Raw genomic sequence first — 16,916 nt, 5'->3', positions numbered from 1 at the left:
TATTTGGCTCCTGGTTCTCGTTGCGCGGATTATACATGTTCCGGCGCAGCACCGTCTGCGTCGATGCATTTTTACTGCACATATATGCACAATTTAAGTTAAACAACGGCGGTTATTTTCCCGTAAAGCGTGCTTTGTGATATAGTTTTACACCTTTGCCACTATGGCAGCGGGCAGATGAATCATTAGTAGAGGGATAGCAGCTCCATGAGCGACCTTGCCAGAGAAATCACACCGGTAAACATCGAAGACGAGTTGAAAAACTCGTATCTGGACTACGCGATGTCCGTAATTGTCGGACGTGCGCTGCCAGATGTTCGTGATGGACTGAAGCCGGTGCACCGTCGCGTTTTGTTCGCGATGAGTGTATTGGGTAACGACTGGAATAAACCATACAAAAAATCGGCCCGTGTCGTCGGGGACGTAATCGGTAAATATCACCCACACGGTGACAGCGCGGTTTACGACACCATCGTGCGTATGGCTCAACCGTTTTCGCTGCGCTATATGCTGGTGGACGGTCAGGGTAACTTCGGTTCTGTCGATGGCGACTCCGCCGCGGCGATGCGTTATACCGAAGTGCGCATGTCCAAAATTGCTCACGAACTGCTGGCGGATCTGGAAAAAGAAACCGTCGACTTCGTGCCTAACTATGATGGCACCGAGCAGATCCCAGCCGTCATGCCAACCAAGATCCCGAACCTGCTGGTTAACGGCTCGTCGGGCATCGCCGTGGGCATGGCCACCAACATTCCGCCGCATAACCTGTCAGAGGTTGTCAACGGCTGCCTGGCTTATATCGATGATGAAAACATCAGCATCGAAGGCCTGATGGAGCACATCCCGGGGCCGGACTTCCCGACTGCGGCGATCATCAACGGCCGCCGCGGCATCGAAGAAGCCTACCGTACCGGCCGCGGAAAAATCTATTTGCGCGCACGCGCCGAAGTAGAAGCCGATGCCAAAACCGGTCGCGAGACCATCATTGTTCACGAGATCCCGTATCAGGTGAACAAGGCGCGTCTGATTGAGAAGATCGCCGAACTGGTCAAAGAAAAACGCGTGGAAGGTATCAGCGCGCTGCGTGATGAGTCCGATAAAGACGGCATGCGCATCGTGGTTGAAATCAAGCGCGACGCGGTCGGTGAAGTGGTACTGAACAACCTGTACTCGCTGACGCAACTGCAGGTCACCTTCGGCATCAACATGGTGGCATTGCATCAGGGCCAGCCGAAACTGCTGAACCTGAAAGATATTCTGAAGGCGTTTGTTCGCCACCGCCGTGAAGTGGTGACCCGTCGTACCATCTTCGAACTGCGTAAGGCCCGCGATCGCGCCCATATCCTGGAAGCGTTGGCTATCGCACTGGCGAACATCGATCCGATCATCGAAATGATCCGCCGTGCACCAACCCCTGCGGAAGCGAAAGCCGCCCTGGTAGCTCAAGCGTGGGATCTGGGTAATGTGGCCTCTATGCTGGAGCGCGCTGGTGATAATGCCGCACGCCCTGAGTGGCTGGAGCCGGAGTTCGGCATCCGTGACGGTAAATACCACCTGACCGAGCAGCAAGCTCAGGCGATTCTGGATCTGCGTCTGCAGAAACTGACCGGCCTGGAGCATGAGAAGCTGCTGGACGAATATAAAGAGTTGCTGACGGCGATTGCCGAGCTGATCTTTATTCTGGAAAACCCAGACCGTCTGATGGAAGTGATCCGCGAAGAGCTGGTGGCAGTCAAAGAGCTGTACAACGACGGCCGTCGCACCGAGATCACCGCCAATACTTCAGATATTAATATCGAAGACCTGATCAACCAGGAAGACGTGGTCGTTACGCTGTCGCACCAGGGCTATGTGAAGTATCAGCCTCTGACTGACTATGAAGCGCAACGCCGCGGCGGTAAAGGCAAGTCAGCGGCACGTATTAAAGAAGAAGACTTTATCGATCGTCTGTTGGTGGCTAACACCCACGATACGATCCTGTGCTTCTCCAGCCGTGGTCGCCTGTACTGGATGAAGGTGTACCAACTGCCTGAAGCCAGCCGTGGCGCGCGCGGTCGTCCAATCGTCAACTTGTTGCCGCTGGAAGCCAATGAGCGTATCACCGCCATTCTGCCAGTGCGTGAGTATGAAGAAGGGCGTCACGTGTTTATGGCCACCGCCAGCGGCACCGTGAAGAAAACCGCGTTGACCGATTTCAGCCGCCCACGCAGCGCCGGCATCATCGCCGTTAACCTCAATGAGGGTGACGAGCTGATTGGTGTTGACCTGACCGACGGCAGCAACGAAGTCATGCTGTTCTCCGCCAACGGTAAAGTGGTGCGCTTCCCGGAAACGCAGGTGCGTTCAATGGGCCGTACTGCTACCGGCGTGCGCGGTATCAATCTGGGTGAAGGCGACAGCGTTATTTCCCTTATTGTGCCACGTGGTGAAGGCGATATTCTGACCGTCACCCAGAACGGCTACGGTAAACGTACTGCGGTTACCGAGTATCCGACCAAGTCACGTGCCACCCAAGGGGTTATCTCTATTAAGGTGAGCGAGCGTAATGGTCAGGTAGTGGGTGCGGTTCAGGTGGATACCACCGATCAGATCATGATGATCACCGATGCCGGTACGCTGGTGCGTACCCGCGTATCGGAAGTCAGCGTGGTCGGGCGTAATACCCAGGGTGTTACGCTGATCCGTACTGCGGAAGACGAGAACGTCGTCGGTCTGCAGCGCGTTGCCGAACCGGTGGAAGATGAAGAGCTGGACAGCCTCGAACCGGGTGCGGAAGTTGCAGAAGAAGACGCTGCACCGCTGGACGAAGGCGATGATGATTCTGAAGCGTCAGATGACGTGGAAGATGATAACGTCTAAGTGGTAGGGGCTGGCTTGCCGCCCCTGTCGCACTGAGGTTAAAAGGGCCTGGCAGCGATGCTAGGCCCTTTTTCAGTTATATGGTTTAATTGCCGGACCCAAGTCAGAGAGCCCGGTTCTGATATGAACGCGCTGGTCGCCACTCACTTTTGTATGGTATCCGATTGAAATATTTAGCTTCTTTTCGCACCACGTTAAAGATATCCCGCTATTTGTTCCGGGTGCTGGCGATAATGCTGTGGTCGTTGGGGGCGTTGCTCACCACCTTCTATATCCTGAATATCCTGCACCAGAAAGAGTCTGACATTCGACAGGACTACAATCTGAATTTCGATCAGGCGCAGGGCTATATCCGCCATTCGTCCGATATAATGCGTGATATCAAATATATGGCGGAAAACCGTCTCAACGGCTCAGTCAGTAGCCTGGACATGTTCAGCGGTATTTTCCCCGGCAAGAACACTCCACTGGAGTTTGTACCACTGTACTCAGAGTCCAACTGTTCACTTAATACCACTTATCGCAGCTCGCTCAATTCACTGAGCGGACTGATTCAGTATTGGAAAGAGAATTTCGTTGCGGCCTACGATCTCAACCGGGTGTTTTTCATCGACGGTGATACTTTATGCATGGCGGAGTTTGGTGGCAGCAGCAGCGGCGTGGCCAACCGAGCCGACGCGCTGCAAACTCTGCATGAGCGCATCCTCAAATACCGTAATGCCAAGAACCAGGACAAAGACAATAGTCTGTACTGGATCAGCCCAAGCCAGCAGCGGCCGGATGTTGGTTATCTGTATGTGCTGACGCCTATCTATATTGGTAACAAGCTTGAGGCATTGTTGGGCATTGAGCAGACCATTCGTCTGGAAGACTTTGTCACCGCTGGCAGCTTGCCGACCGGCGTAACCCTGCTGGATGAGAATAACCAACCGATATTGAGGCTGGTGGATGGCGATCGTGATGCGCAGGCCCCCGGCAGCTATCCGGACGATCCGGCTTACTTTGGCTATGTAGATAACTACCGCGACCTGATCATGAAAAAGGCGCTGCCGCCGTCATCGCTCAGTATTGTTTATGCCGTGCCGGTGCAGACGGTGGTTGAGCGCTTCAGGATGTTAATCCTCAATGCAGTACTGCTGAATCTGCTGTCCGCCATTGTGCTGTTCAGCCTGGCCTGGCTGTTTGAGCGCAAAATGTTCCTGCCGGCGGAGGACAACGCTTTCCGGCTGGAGGAGCATGAGCAGTTCAACCGTAAGATTGTCGCCTCGGCACCTGTGGGCATTTGTATTCTGCGCATCAGCGACGGTACCAACATTCTGAGTAATGAGCTGGCACACAACTATATCAACCTGCTGACTCACGAAGACCGTGACCGCATTACACGCATCATCTGCGAACAGCAGGTGAATTTTGTCGATGTGATGACCAGTAATAACAATAATCTGCAAATCAGCTTTGTTCATTCCCGTTACCGCAACGAGGATGTGGCGATCTGCGTGCTGGTGGACGTTAGCGCACGTGTGAAAATGGAGGAGTCGCTACAGGAGATGGCGGCGGCGGCAGAGCAGGCCAGTCAATCCAAATCGATGTTCCTGGCGACCGTCAGCCACGAGTTGCGTACGCCGCTGTACGGCATCATCGGCAACCTCGATTTATTGCAGACCAAGGCGTTGCCGCAGGGCGTTGATCGACTGGTCAATGCGATGAACAACTCCTCCGGGCTGTTGTTGAAGATCATCAGCGACATCCTGGACTTCTCGAAAATTGAATCCGAGCAGTTGAAGATTGAACCGCGTGAGTTCTCCTGCCTGGAGGTGATCACCCACATCGCCGGCAACTATTTGCCGCTGGTGGTGAAGAAACGGTTGGGGTTGTACTGTTTTATCGAGCAGAACGTGCCGGAGCGCATTTCCGGCGATCCGGTGCGCTTGCAGCAGGTACTGTCGAACTTGTTGAACAACGCGATTAAGTTTACCGATACTGGCTGCATCATTCTGCAAGTTTGTACGCGTGGTAGCTATCTGGAATTCAGCGTTCGCGATACCGGAGTCGGCATTCCGGAGAAAGAAATCACCCGCTTGTTCGACCCGTTCTTCCAGGTCGGTAGTGGTGTGCAACGCCATTTCCAGGGCACCGGGCTGGGGTTGGCGATTTGCGAAAAACTGATCAACATGATGGATGGCGACATTGCTGTTGAATCCGAGCCGGGATTAGGCAGTCTGTTCACCATTCGCATTCCGCTGTTTAACGCCCAGTTCCCGATCCCGCAGCCCAGCGATACCTGGCAAGGTAAAACTCTGTGGCTGGACATCCGCAACCAACGGTTGGAAAGTTACCTGATGGAGATCCTTGGTGGTTATGGAGCTACGGTGCTGCGTCACCAGGGGCAGGATACCGCCGCAGGGGATGTGATGCTCAGCGATCACCCACTGATGGTCAACACACCACTGCTGGCGCAGATCCAGTTCACTACCGAGCATATTGGTCCGTCGCAGGAAACCCGGCCGGGCTATTGGATGCACAGTACCTCGACGCCGCGTGAAACCCTGACGCTGCTCAACCGTTTGTTTGGTACCCGTGATGAAAGCGGCAATACCCTGATGCAATTGCCGGTACCGACCAAGGCCAGCAGGGTAGACAACGGGGATATTCATTTGCTGGTGGTGGATGACCACCCGATTAACCGCCGGTTGCTGTCCGACCAGCTTGGCTCTCTGGGCTATCAGGTGGTGACCGCCAATGATGGGGTAGATGCACTCGACGTATTGAATCGCAATACTGTCGATATCGTGCTGACCGATGTCAACATGCCCAACATGGATGGCTATCTTTTGACCCAGCGTTTGCGCCAGTTGCACTTTACCGCTCCGGTGATCGGCGTGACGGCGAATGCCTTGGCGGAGCAGAAGCAGCGCTGTATTGAGGCGGGGATGGATAACTGCCTGTCGAAACCGGTGACGCTGGAAACGCTGGAGCAGACTTTGGGGTATTACAGCCAACAGGTGCGTCGTACGCGGGCTGAGTCAGAAGACGTCTGAAAGCAAAAGGGCGCAGCAAAATGCCGCGCCCTCTGTTAACTACCGGGATTTTAGTCTTTGTCCAGCGGTGCCATGCTGACAGAGGATAGGTAGTTGAGCAGCGCAATATCGTTCTCAACACCCAACTTCATCATCGCCGATTTCTTCTGGCTACTGATGGTTTTGATGCTGCGATTGAGCTTCTTGGCGATCTCGGTCACCAGGAAACCTTCAGCGAACAGGCGCAGTACTTCGCTCTCTTTCGGTGACAGACGCTTATCACCGTAACCGCTGGCGCTGATCCTCTCCAACAGTTTGGAGACACTTTCCGGCGTGAACTTCTTGCCTTTCTGCAATGCGGCCAGCGCTTTCGGCAGGTCGGTCGGCGCACCCTGTTTCAGCACGATGCCTTCGATATCCAGATCCAGCACGGCGCTAAGAATAGCCGGGTTGTTGTTCATGGTCAGAACGATGATCGACAACTGCGGATAATGGCGTTTGATGTATTTGATCAGCGTAATGCCGTCGCCATACTTATCACCCGGCATCGAAAGGTCGGTGATCAGGACGTTCGCGTCCAGTTTGGACAGATTGTTGATCAGTGCTGTTGAGTCTTCAAACTCCCCAACGACATTCACCCATTCAATTTGCTCAAGTGACTTCCGGATGCCAAACAGTACGATAGGATGGTCATCAGCAATAATTACGTTCAGGTTATTCATGTTGTTGGCTACCTTGCTGCAGCAGTCTACTGACGAAAAAATCAATCTGACTGATGTTATTCTCGATCTTGAGCGCATCACCGTCTGCGATGTGCTGTTCTAACGATTCACACAGTTGCTTGCCGGGAAGCAGATTTAACATGGCAAACACGCCTTTCAGGCGGTGTGCTGTCTGTGACAGAGCATTGAAATCACTGCTGCCCGCCTCAGTATACAGTTTTTTGACATCGTCGGGTACTGTATCAATAAATAGGCCATAGTAATCACTTGATTTCAATTGTTTTTCATAGAGTTGGATGTCATCGGCGGTCAGTGAAAGCGCGCTTTCCTGCTGTTCCAACGCGGCCATTTGCTGCTCAATCAGCATCAGCACGGCGTCTATCATCGCACCACTCAGGTTATAGTTTACCCGAATATACCGTTTTTCAAGCTGTTGCCATCCGGCTTCATCGCTGGTCAGCAACAGGGTGTAATCGTCTGCTCTTTGCGGGTTATCGGTCAGCAATACGTCGTAGTCGCGATTAATCTGGCGTTCGTCGGCAACGATGCAGCTCGCGCCGTAGGCGTGCAACAGATGGGTGACAATGCCACGCACTTCTTCAGAAGTGATGTCCAACAATGCGGTCACACCGTCGAGCAGTTTTTCCTGCGCTTCCGTCTCTTTTTTCTCCATTTCCATCGGCACGCGGATGCTGTAGCGGGTGCCGATATCAATCTTGCTGCGGATATCCAACTGGCCATTGAGCTTTTTGCACAGTTGATTACACAGGAAGAAGGTGAGGCCGGAGCCGTGATTAAAACGATCCACCAGCGTCTGGCTAAGGAACGGATAGTTCAGGTTGCTGATCTCTTCGTTGGAAATGCCTGACCCCGTGTCATTGATATGGAATACCAGGCGATCGGGATGCTCGGGCTCATGATCGATCACCAGCGAAATCTTGCCGCAGGCGGTAGTGATAATGGCGTAATGCACCAGCAGTGAGATCACCTTGCGCAGTGCATTGGCATCCCCGATATATTGCTGTTCGACATCAAGATGGAAATGATTGAACAACGACAGACCTTTTTGATTGATGGATGGCAGGGCTTCCTGCAGTAATTCATCTATCAGGGCCGATGGGCTGAAGGGGTGACGCGAAGGCTGCCAGTCCTGGGTTTCCAGCCGGGTGAGCAGGGTGATGTTTTCAATCAGCCCCAGCACCGTCGACGATTGTACCGTCAGTTGCTTTAATAGCGCTTGTTGCTGTTCTTCATCCGCTTGCGTACGCAGGCGATCGGCCAGATCGTGCATCTGGCGCACCGGCTGGTTCAGTTCAATGCCCAGGTTATGCAGCATCAGTTTGCGCGCCTGGACATTTTTATCGTACTCGCGCTGTGCCTGCTGCAACCGCTTGTTCACCATCACTTCCTTGTCCTGATCGTTGAGCAGGAACAGGTAGGTTTCCGGCGACAGTTGGCTGCGGAAAATGCGGATCTCGTACACTTCATTGTTGACCGTCGCCTGAATAACGCCGTGATGCTGTTCGGCCATATGGGCGATTTTTTGCAGGCTTAAATGTGGCAACAGGTGTTGGGCGATCTTGTTACTGGCGATCACCGTATTACTGGCAAAGTTGTACACCAGCAGGCCGGAAGGCAGGCTGGCGATGATTTCCTGATTCAGTGCGCGTTCGGCTTCAAGTTCAACCGCCATATTCTCGCTCGGGCGGATATATTGGCGACGGATAAAGTAAATACCCACCAACGACAGTGCCAACAGCAACAGATTGATGGCGATCAGCCAGATATTGTTTCGCAGCAGGTCGATCGCCAGGCTGATAGCGGAGACGCGGTAAACCACTTTCAGCGGCGAATTAGGCAGGGGAGCGCTGAACTCTACCCAACTGCCACTCATTGCTATGCCGGTGCTGGTCGCCGTATCCAACGGCAAGGTTGCGTCGTCCATGTTGCTATCGTCAGCCAACAGCATGAAGTTGGCGCGCGCCATGTTAATGGGGATGATGTCGTTAATCGGCAGGTCGAAGGCGATCACCGTGGCCAAATGACCCGGCTGGTTAAAAGTGGTGCGGATTGAAAACGAATAGGTGTTCTGGAAGCGTTGTTTGCGCAATGCGGAAAAACTTTCACGCTCGTCGAGCATATTGGCCTGTTGCAGCATTTCGGCCCGGCGATCCTCTGCCGAGGTTGTCAGATAGCTTTCCTTGAAGCGTGAGGCCAGTTCTTTCAGCGGCTGGGTGGTGATCAGACTCAGGCTGTTATCTTGCCCGTTAAGGTAATACATGGCGTAATTTTCAGTCTTGGCCCCCCAACGGGTGTCCAGATAGTCTGAAATATTGGCGATCATCGCCAGGGTGCCTTCTTCATGACTGCCAAAAATAACCGCGTCGGTCTTTTTATGCGGCTTCTCCAGGTAATAAACGTCCGGGCGCAGTCGGGTTTCCTGTAGGCTGGGATCGACATTCAAAGACGGCGCATTGCCGAATTTGTCGTAGATCTGATAAGTGATGTAGCGGTAGTTGTCGATACGTTTTTGCAGGCCGTTGGCGATGCTGTTCAGCGCGTATTTCTTTTCTGCCAGCCAGGCGTTGGTGTAGTTGTAGCCATACAAGCCGATGGCTATCGTCAGCAGGACGGAAAATAACAGGAAGCAGCGGGTAATATTGCTTGAGCTGATGGTCAGTTGTTTATTTTGCATAGTTGACTGCGCATTCCTGAATCAACGGGTTATGGCCCGGGCACTGGCGGTGACTGCCAGAAGTAATACTGCAACGCAGGCAAAGGCCGCCGTCAGGCTGGAGAACTGGGCGATAAAGCCGATCAGTGCAGGTCCGGCGAGAATGCCGGCATAACCCACGGTGGTCACTGAGGCGATAGCCAGATTGGCTGGCATATCATGTTGGTTGCCCGCCGCACTGAACAGGATTGGCACCACGTTGGAAGCCCCCAGGCCCACCAGCATAAACCCAATCAGTGAAACCATGGCGTTGTTGAACACAATGGCCAGGCTCAGGCCAACGGCCGCGCACAGACTACCCAGCAGCAATACCTTATATCTGCCCAGCCGGTTCACTACCCAATCGCCGTTCAACCTGCCGATAGTCATGGTGATGGAGAACAGCGCATAGCCTAATCCGGCCTGGCTATGGTCAACCCCACGCTGGGTGGTGAGGAACAGGGCGCTCCAGTCGAGCATCGAGCCTTCCGCCAGGAACATAATGAAGCACAGGATACCGATAAACATCACCCAGCCACGAGGCAGCACGAACATCGGCCCGCCTTCTTCACCGCCGCTTTCGCGCAATAAATTGCGACTGGCCAGCATCAGCAGCGCGGCAATGGTCAATACGGTGACCCAGGTTGCCAGCAAGGGTGACAGCCCCAGCCACAGCATCAGGCTGACGCCGCCGGCACCGGCGATACCGCCAACGCTGAAGAAACCATGGAAACCGGACATCATTGCCTTGCCGCTGGCGCGCTCGACTACCACCGCCTGCACATTCATTGCCACGTCGATCATGCCGATCGCCGCACCAAACAGCAGCAGGGCCAACGCCATACCGGTGGTGGTGTTCATCAGAACCAGCAGGGGCAAATCAATACACAGCGCCAGGCCAGCGAGCAGGATCACCGGGCGACAGCCCAACCTGCCGGTCAGGAAGCCGGTTAATGGCATCGCTAACATCGAACCTGCGCCAATGCACAGCAGCAGCAGACCCAGCGAGCCATCGTCTATGCCGATGCGTGCTTTGGCAAACGGCACCAAGGGGGCCCAGGCGGCCATACCAAAACCGGCGACAAAGAAAGCCAACCGAGTTGCAATCTGGGCCGGGACGCCGGGTTTTTGCTGTTCATTACACAAGGTGGATGTCATCTGGGCATCAGGATCTATTGTGGAAATGCGGGCTGAAAGTTATGGAGTGTTTTTATCACAATCCGCGATCCGGGTCGAAAGGATTCGCGCTGTCATCGGCCTTTACGCCTGCTCGTCGCTCCAGCCACAAGGCAATGACTTGCACAATGTACCGCTTTTGTTGCTCGTCCAGCGCTTGCCCCTGGGGAATGTTATGCCACTTGGCCAGACAGCCCCGGCAACAGGTGGCGGTGGCATGCTGAGCGACAAATACCGGATGGCCACGCATCGGGGTTTGCTTACCGTCATTTTTCGGGAAAGGGGCCGCCAGCCGTTGCTCGATAAAATCTCGTGCGTGGCTGAGGATCAGCGGCAACCCTTTGGTATCAAAGTAAAGTTGGTCTTTGAGGTTCAGGCGGAACCTGGCGCGGAAAGGGGAGCTTTGCAGCCGACGCCATAGCGCTTCGGGGTGAAATAGCATGGGTCATCTCTTCGGGATATTTTGTATAGGCTATCAAAATAGGCAGGATGAGCCAATGTTGCTTCCCCAAACCGAATGTCGGCCCAAGCTGAAGGTGTTTTAGCAATAAAATGCTCTCCTAATTGATACGATTAATTCGTAGCCTAAATCAGGCTAATAAATTAGCGATTAGTGCGGAAGTTAATTAGGGGGATAATATCTATAGGTGATTATTTTTTGGCAAAAAGTGCGAATAAAGATGAAATGTGAAGAAAATGTAAAACAATAAAAAACCGGCCAGAAGCCGGTCGAAATGTACAAAAATTATCTTACAGATAATGAAGGTAATAATGAAAATAATGATGATAGCGGGATTATTATAACGGCAGAGATATGAGATGTTTTTGGCACAATGTGCTTATCAGTGGTGAGTTTTGTATATCAGTCTGTTTTTTCTTAAGGTTTTGTATAACTAACTGATTTTATATCTATAAATGTATTTTTTGGCATTGTGTGCCTTATTTTGTTTGTCTGTAATGTTTTGTGGAAGTTCGCGCATATTTACATTTGGAAACCCTTGTTAATCACAATGAAACACTATCGGATACTTGGTATCATTTTCTTTCTGGATTAATATAACCCTTGTTACCAGAATGGTAATGCACAGTCGTGCTAATAATGCTCAAAAGGGCAGTGGCCATAGTTCGACATAATTAACGAGGATAATAACGATGAAACTTCGAGTACTTTCACTGATAGTACCCGCTCTGCTGGTTGCAGGTACTGCAGGCGCGGCGGAAATCTACAACAAAGACGGTAATAAACTGGATTTGTTCGGTAAAATCGATGGTCTTCACTATTTCTCCGACGATAAAGGATCCGATGGCGACCAGTCTTATATGCGTTTTGGCCTGCGTGGCGAAACACAAATCAGCGACCAACTGACCGGTTATGGTGAGTGGGAATATCAGGCAAACCTCAACCGCGCAGAAAGTGAAGACAACAATAACTTCACCCGTGTTGGCTTTGCCGGTCTGAAATTCGGCGATTACGGCTCATTGGATTACGGCCGTAACTACGGCGTGCTGTACGACATCGGCGCATGGACCGACGTACTGCCAGAGTTCGGTGGCGATACCTACGGTGCGGACAACTTCATGTTCCAGCGTACCAATGGCGTGCTGACTTACCGTAACTCAGACTTCTTTGGTCTGGTTGACGGTTTGAACTTTGCTCTGCAATACCAGGGTAAAAACGACAGCGCTACCGAATCCAACAATGGTCGTGACGTGTTGGCACAGAACGGTGACGGCTATGGTATGTCCGCGTCTTACGATCTGGGCTACGGCATCAGTGCTGCAGCGGCGTACTTCTCTTCCGACCGCACCAACGATCAAAATGGCAATAACAACCCTGGCATTCTGGGCCGTGGTGACAAGGCTGAGGCCTACAGCGGCGGTCTGAAATATGATGCCAACAACGTCTACCTGGCAGCGATGTATACCCAGTCTTACAATGCAACCCGCTTCGGTAGCAGCAACAGCAGCACTTACGGTTACGCTAATAAAGCGCAGAACGTTGAAATTGTTGCTCAGTACCAGTTCGACTTCGGTCTGCGCCCATCTGTGGCTTACCTGCAGTCTAAAGGCAAAGACATCGATCGCGGTTACGGCGATCAGGATCTGATGAAGTATGTTGATGTGGGCGCGACTTACTACTTCAACAAAAATATGTCTACCTACGTTGATTACAAAATCAACCTGATGGATGAAAACGACTTCACCAAATCTGCCGGTATCAACACCGACGACGTGGTTGCCGTGGGCCTGGTTTACCAGTTCTAAGCACAGAGTGTGAATATGATCACGCGGCCTTCGGGCCGCGTTTTTTTTGCCTGCGGTTTGGCACAAATTGGAATTTTAGCGGCACGGATTGTCATTTCGATGTGCTGGGGTTTACCTAAACTTCTGCCATATAGATAAGTCAGGGGGCTAATATGGAACTCAAGATAGATCGAGTGGTTGAAACGGTGCTGTACGTCAAAGATATCGAGCGTGCCGCGGTTTTCTATCAGCAGGTATTAAAGCTTTCAGCGATGGTGGCCAACGAGCGTTTTCGCGCCTATGCCGTGGGCCAACAAAGCGTGCTGCTGTTGTTCATTGAAGGCGACTCGGTGAAAGGTACACATTATCCGGAAGGGTACATCCCTCCACATGACGGCAGCGGGCCACTGCATATTGGCCTGGCAGTAGCGAAAGAACAATTACCGCAATGGGAACAACACCTGACGGCACATGGCGTAGCGATAGAAGGACGCATGAGCTGGGAACAGGGTGGAGAGAGTATTTATTTCCGCGATCCCGATGATCATCTGCTGGAGCTGGTCACTCCGGGGATCTGGGCTAATTACTGATGGTTCCAGGCGGTGGCCAAGGCTTTCAGCATTTCGCTCAGGAGCAGTAGTGCGTTCTGTGCCTGCTGCTCAATTTGCACCTTGACGATCGCTCCGTCGATCAACATCGCCAGCATCTCTGCCTGTTGTTCCTGTTCAGGGCCGGCGGGCAGGTAGCGGGCAAGCACTTCTGCCATCTGCGCCTTATGTCGGCGGGCTATGATTAGGCTTTCCGGTAGCATGTCCGCCAGTTCCACCGCTGTATTGATAAACGCGCAACCACGGTAGTGCGGATCGCTGAACCACTCTTCGAGACAAGGCACCAACGCGAGCATCACATCTCCTGACCGCGCGACATGTTGCTCCAGCGACAGACTGAACCAGCTCAGCCACTGATCGTGACGGTAGGTCAGAAACGCTTCAATCAGTTCATTTTTACTGGGGAAGTGACGATAAAACGTTACCTTGGCCACGCCTGACTCGCTGATGATGCGATCGATGCCGGTCGCGCGTACCCCATCGCGGTAAAACAAATCGTGGGCAGTCAGCAGGATACGCTGACGCGGCGGCAGAGCGCTGGGAGTAGCAGACATCGAAATATCTCCTGAAATATTGGCTTGAATGATTGTAGACAACTCTGTCTACATGCGCTAGCTTAATCGTGTAGACAATTCTGTCTACTTTCTTGTAACCCACAGAGGTGAGCTATGAGCATTAAACCCCCGCTACCGCCGTTTACCCGTGAATCGGCCATCGAGAAAGTCCGTCTGGCGGAAGATGCCTGGAACAGCCGCGATCCTGAACGAGTCTCACAGGTCTATTCTGTGGATACCCATTGGCGTAACCGGGCGGAGTTTGTTGATGGCCGTGAGGCCGTCTGCGCGTTCTTACAACGTAAATGGGCAAAAGAGCTGGAGTATCGGCTGATTAAGGAGCTCTGGGCGTTTGATGGGGCGCGTATCGCGGTGCGTTTTGCCTACGAATGGCGTGATGACTCCGGCAACTGGTACCGTAGTTTTGGCAACGAGAATTGGGAGTTTAATCCGGACGGTCAGATGATTAACCGACACGCCTGCATCAACGATATGCCAATCCGCGAACAGGATCGTCGGTTCCATTGGCCGCTTGGCCGTCGTCCGGATGAGATTGCGGCACTGAGCGAATTTGGCTTCTGATTGGTGTTATTGATAAAAGACACCGTTCCGCATGAACCGCACCTATCGACAAAGTGAAATTTGTAGAAAAGCCTTCTCTCTTCTAGACTTAGAGGACAATAAACGTACTCTAAGAGGACAAACCATGACGAATAAACTGGTTTTAGCCATTTGTACTGCAGCGACTTTCACCCTTCTCGCCGGTTGTACGGCTTATGACAGGGCCGCCAGTTACGTAGCGGAACCCGTGGTCAGTGACGTAAAAGTGGGAATGACCAAACAGCAGGTACGGGCGATTGCCGGACCACCGTCTACTACAGCTACCCTGGTTCATGCGCAGGGTACCTGCGACACCTATGCGGTGGCGCCACGTGACGGGAAAGTACAAACTTATTTTGTCAGCTATAGCGACACTGGTCATGTGATGAACAAAGGTTATCAGACTTGTTCAGACTACGACTCACAACCTAAATAACCCCGTATTACTGTTCAATCCAGCCCCGCTTTAGCGGGGTTTTTCATTTTTTAACCGTTAGTGGCATGAAGTTTAACCAAACGCACTTTTTCCTGCATTTTTTATCATGAAACGATAGACATTTCATAACGGTAGCGCTAATATCTGCGCCCATTGGAAGGATGGCCGAGTGGTTTAAGGCAACGGTCTTGAAAACCGTCGAGTGTAACAGCTCCCAGAGTTCGAATCTCTGTCCTTCCGCCAAATTTAGCCGGCTTAGCTCAGTAGGTAGAGCAACTGACTTGTAATCAGTAGGTCACCAGTTCGACTCCGGTAGCCGGCACCATATAAGTTGTACAGACGTTTAACCCCGTCTACGAACCCCAGTAATCGTAATGATTGCTGGGGTTTTTCGTTTTCCGCCCGCGCCGACCGGGTCTTAAAAGGGCATTGTCAGGCGCAAGATGTTAATCTGCATAAATTGCAACCGGAGGTAGTTATGGGCAGCGGCTTCGAAGATTCAAAAGCCTTGTATATCGGCATATGTACGGTGATAGGCGATGCGGTTCTAGTGTTAATTAATGAAGAGCGCGCCACGGAAAAGGCCGATATCATTGATGTGTTAAAAATGGCGATCACCAGGGATGGCAGGGATGTCAGTCTGGATGAGGCACGAATATTGGCCGTCGAATGGCTGGAGCGATAAGCGCCAAACGCCGTTGTTGCCCAACGGATAGGCCCGAGTTTGATGTCATTAAAAACCCGGCAAAGAATGCCGGGTTGATAAGAGATACAGAGTTATATTTCCAGGTTAGTCCATAACGGCAGGGCTGGTTTTCTTTGCCTCACTACGACTGATCATCAGTTTACCTAACTGAATACCCGGTTTTTCGATAAATTTAAACAGCAGCGCCGCGATCCCATAAGTGATAGGGAGAATGATGGCGGAGGCGGCGATGAATCGTATTGCCGCGGGCAGGTCTGCAAATTGGGTATTTGACAGAAGGAGCGCAACGATAGGGATTACGATTAACAAGTGCAATAAATATACCGAGTAGGAGACGTCTCCCATATATACGCTGAATTTGTTCGTTAGCATCCAACGTGGTAGACGTAGTATGTTTCCCCAGGCGCTTCCCTCATTGCGCGGCCAAAGGATGAGCGTCATCATGAAAATCATGCCAATCTGGGCCAGTAAATGGGATACCCTTACATCATTTGGCATATAAATGTAGATGCTACCGATCGCTGAAATTACGGCAAAAAGAGCATGCCACATACTCCTACTGCGTATGGCTTCAGCAATAAACATGCCTGCGATAAACAAGTGCAGTTTTATCAGGATCATTGAGGGCATTGGAAAAGCAGCGAAGTAATTCGGGAGTAGATATTTGGCTGCTGCGCACAATAGAATGACTGCGAAACAGGCACGGGCGAAGCCCAGTTTCATCACTGCCAGCATAATGAAGGGAAACAGGAAATAAAACTGCATTTCCAGGCCGATACTCCAGTCAGGCAAAACGGTATTAAATGAGAAGCTCGGCAGGAAACCAAAAATAAAGGTTACGTGAGTAAATACATTTAAGAATGAAGAGTCACTGTAGCGCGAACTATTGGTTTGAGTTTCGCTGTAAAAATGACCAATGACGTTACGTGCCTCACCGAAGTAGCTGCCAAAGCCAATGGCCAAGATCAAGAGTATGTAGTAAAGCGGTGCAATTCGGAAGAAACGACGTAGCCAAAATTTCTTGAAGGTTGCGCTGTCAGTCCAGGGTTCCTTCTCTTTTCGTTCTACATAGTTTTTTGCCATCAGGTAACCAGAGAGCAAAATGAACAAATCGACACCGATTGCCGGATCGGAAAGGATGGGGAAATGAAAACTGGTTAAAATACAAATGTGACCCAAAACAACCCAAAGAGAAGCCAGACCACGTAATCCCTCTAACTCCTGTGACCACTTCTTAACAGGCTGCATTGGCAAGCCCTTCTGAACAGTATTTCATTAACA

At 51.9% G+C, this 16,916-nt stretch carries 13 protein-coding genes and 2 tRNA genes; 9 read left to right on the top strand and 6 right to left on the bottom strand.

The features are described 5' to 3' along the window. Positions 1-207: 207 nt before the first annotated feature. A complete protein-coding gene (gene gyrA, locus F8R23_RS07815; RefSeq protein ID WP_129939147.1) occupies positions 208-2,859 on the top strand; it encodes a DNA topoisomerase (ATP-hydrolyzing) subunit A in 2,652 nt (883 codons plus the stop codon). Between the two features lie 164 nt (positions 2,860-3,023). Next, positions 3,024-5,897 (top strand): two-component system sensor histidine kinase RcsC, encoded by a 2,874-nt coding sequence (gene rcsC, locus F8R23_RS07810; RefSeq protein ID WP_129936537.1) that lies wholly within the window; start codon positions 3,024-3,026, stop codon positions 5,895-5,897. 50 nt (positions 5,898-5,947) lie between these two features. Here rcsC and rcsB read toward each other — a convergent pair whose 3' ends face one another. From rcsB to F8R23_RS07790, 4 genes are read right to left on the bottom strand one after another with little or no spacing between them, the layout of a single operon-like run. Next, positions 5,948-6,598 carry a response regulator transcription factor RcsB gene (gene rcsB / locus F8R23_RS07805; RefSeq protein ID WP_037420903.1) on the bottom strand — a complete coding sequence of 217 codons (651 nt, stop codon included), beginning with the start codon at positions 6,596-6,598 and terminating at the stop codon, positions 5,948-5,950. Next, the gene (gene rcsD / locus F8R23_RS07800; protein ID WP_129936536.1) at positions 6,591-9,293 is read right to left on the bottom strand and encodes a phosphotransferase RcsD; all 2,703 of its coding nucleotides are present in this window, start codon (positions 9,291-9,293) and stop codon (positions 6,591-6,593) included. Before rcsD ends, rcsB begins: the two co-directional genes overlap by 8 nt. 21 nt (positions 9,294-9,314) lie before the next feature. Next, positions 9,315-10,469, bottom strand: a complete 1,155-nt coding sequence (locus F8R23_RS07795) for an MFS transporter (RefSeq protein WP_151415459.1) — start codon at positions 10,467-10,469, stop codon at positions 9,315-9,317. Positions 10,470-10,524: 55 nt separating this feature from the next. Next, positions 10,525-10,929, bottom strand: coding sequence for a DUF4186 domain-containing protein (locus tag F8R23_RS07790; protein WP_129936534.1), 405 nt, complete (start codon positions 10,927-10,929; stop codon positions 10,525-10,527). Positions 10,930-11,639: 710 nt separating this feature from the next. Between F8R23_RS07790 and F8R23_RS07785 the strand changes: the two genes are divergently transcribed. Both F8R23_RS07785 and F8R23_RS07780 read left to right on the top strand, forming a co-directional pair. Next, complete coding sequence (locus F8R23_RS07785) at positions 11,640-12,752, top strand: porin OmpC (protein ID WP_099061571.1); 1,113 nt, start codon at positions 11,640-11,642, stop codon at positions 12,750-12,752. A gap of 152 nt (positions 12,753-12,904) precedes the next feature. Further along, positions 12,905-13,321 (top strand): VOC family protein, encoded by a 417-nt coding sequence (locus F8R23_RS07780; protein ID WP_129936533.1) that lies wholly within the window; start codon positions 12,905-12,907, stop codon positions 13,319-13,321. On the opposite strand, the gene F8R23_RS07775 is transcribed toward F8R23_RS07780, so the two are convergent. Then, positions 13,315-13,893 carry a TetR/AcrR family transcriptional regulator gene (locus F8R23_RS07775; RefSeq protein WP_129939145.1) on the bottom strand — a complete coding sequence of 193 codons (579 nt, stop codon included), beginning with the start codon at positions 13,891-13,893 and terminating at the stop codon, positions 13,315-13,317. The two genes, F8R23_RS07780 and F8R23_RS07775, sit on opposite strands and share 7 nt — an antisense overlap. Positions 13,894-14,007: 114 nt before the next feature. Between F8R23_RS07775 and F8R23_RS07770 the strand changes: the two genes are divergently transcribed. The 5 genes from F8R23_RS07770 (at position 14,008) to F8R23_RS07750 (ending at position 15,614) form a co-directional block, all read left to right on the top strand. Further along, a complete protein-coding gene (locus F8R23_RS07770) occupies positions 14,008-14,475 on the top strand; it encodes a nuclear transport factor 2 family protein (protein ID WP_099061568.1) in 468 nt (155 codons plus the stop codon). A gap of 124 nt (positions 14,476-14,599) precedes the next feature. After that, a complete protein-coding gene (osmE, locus tag F8R23_RS07765) occupies positions 14,600-14,929 on the top strand; it encodes an osmotically-inducible lipoprotein OsmE (RefSeq protein WP_085117690.1) in 330 nt (109 codons plus the stop codon). 155 nt (positions 14,930-15,084) lie between these two features. After that, a tRNA-Ser gene (locus F8R23_RS07760) sits at positions 15,085-15,172 on the top strand. Positions 15,173-15,178: 6 nt separating this feature from the next. Further along, positions 15,179-15,254 (top strand) — tRNA-Thr (locus F8R23_RS07755). A gap of 153 nt (positions 15,255-15,407) precedes the next feature. Next, positions 15,408-15,614 carry a DUF2767 family protein gene (locus tag F8R23_RS07750; protein ID WP_112348874.1) on the top strand — a complete coding sequence of 69 codons (207 nt, stop codon included), beginning with the start codon at positions 15,408-15,410 and terminating at the stop codon, positions 15,612-15,614. A gap of 105 nt (positions 15,615-15,719) precedes the next feature. On the opposite strand, the gene F8R23_RS07745 is transcribed toward F8R23_RS07750, so the two are convergent. After that, positions 15,720-16,883: an acyltransferase family protein gene (locus tag F8R23_RS07745; RefSeq protein WP_151415458.1), complete on the bottom strand. Its 1,164-nt coding sequence runs from the start codon at positions 16,881-16,883 to the stop codon at positions 15,720-15,722. Positions 16,884-16,916: the final 33 nt, after the last annotated feature.

The organism is Serratia proteamaculans (genome assembly GCF_008830365.1).
In the GTDB taxonomy this organism is placed as follows: Bacteria; Pseudomonadota; Gammaproteobacteria; order Enterobacterales; family Enterobacteriaceae; genus Serratia; species Serratia proteamaculans.
The sequence above is the reverse complement of the archived record's forward strand: the minus strand, read 5'-3'. Positions and strand labels throughout refer to the sequence as shown.

What these genes read in the sequence shown, in the direction of transcription:
- rcsB (WP_037420903.1), bottom strand. Translation starts at nt 6,598, where the DNA reads ATGAATAACCTGAACGTAATTATTGCTGATGACCATCCTATCGTACTG.
- F8R23_RS07785 (WP_099061571.1), top strand. Translation starts at nt 11,640, where the DNA reads ATGAAACTTCGAGTACTTTCACTGATAGTACCCGCTCTGCTGGTTGCA.
- gyrA (WP_129939147.1), top strand. Translation starts at nt 208, where the DNA reads ATGAGCGACCTTGCCAGAGAAATCACACCGGTAAACATCGAAGACGAG.
- F8R23_RS07790 (WP_129936534.1), bottom strand. Translation starts at nt 10,929, where the DNA reads ATGCTATTTCACCCCGAAGCGCTATGGCGTCGGCTGCAAAGCTCCCCT.
- F8R23_RS07780 (WP_129936533.1), top strand. Translation starts at nt 12,905, where the DNA reads ATGGAACTCAAGATAGATCGAGTGGTTGAAACGGTGCTGTACGTCAAA.
- F8R23_RS07795 (WP_151415459.1), bottom strand. Translation starts at nt 10,469, where the DNA reads ATGACATCCACCTTGTGTAATGAACAGCAAAAACCCGGCGTCCCGGCC.
- F8R23_RS07750 (WP_112348874.1), top strand. Translation starts at nt 15,408, where the DNA reads ATGGGCAGCGGCTTCGAAGATTCAAAAGCCTTGTATATCGGCATATGT.
- F8R23_RS07745 (WP_151415458.1), bottom strand. Translation starts at nt 16,883, where the DNA reads ATGCAGCCTGTTAAGAAGTGGTCACAGGAGTTAGAGGGATTACGTGGT.
- rcsD (WP_129936536.1), bottom strand. Translation starts at nt 9,293, where the DNA reads ATGCAAAATAAACAACTGACCATCAGCTCAAGCAATATTACCCGCTGC.
- F8R23_RS07770 (WP_099061568.1), top strand. Translation starts at nt 14,008, where the DNA reads ATGAGCATTAAACCCCCGCTACCGCCGTTTACCCGTGAATCGGCCATC.
- F8R23_RS07775 (WP_129939145.1), bottom strand. Translation starts at nt 13,893, where the DNA reads ATGTCTGCTACTCCCAGCGCTCTGCCGCCGCGTCAGCGTATCCTGCTG.
- osmE (WP_085117690.1), top strand. Translation starts at nt 14,600, where the DNA reads ATGACGAATAAACTGGTTTTAGCCATTTGTACTGCAGCGACTTTCACC.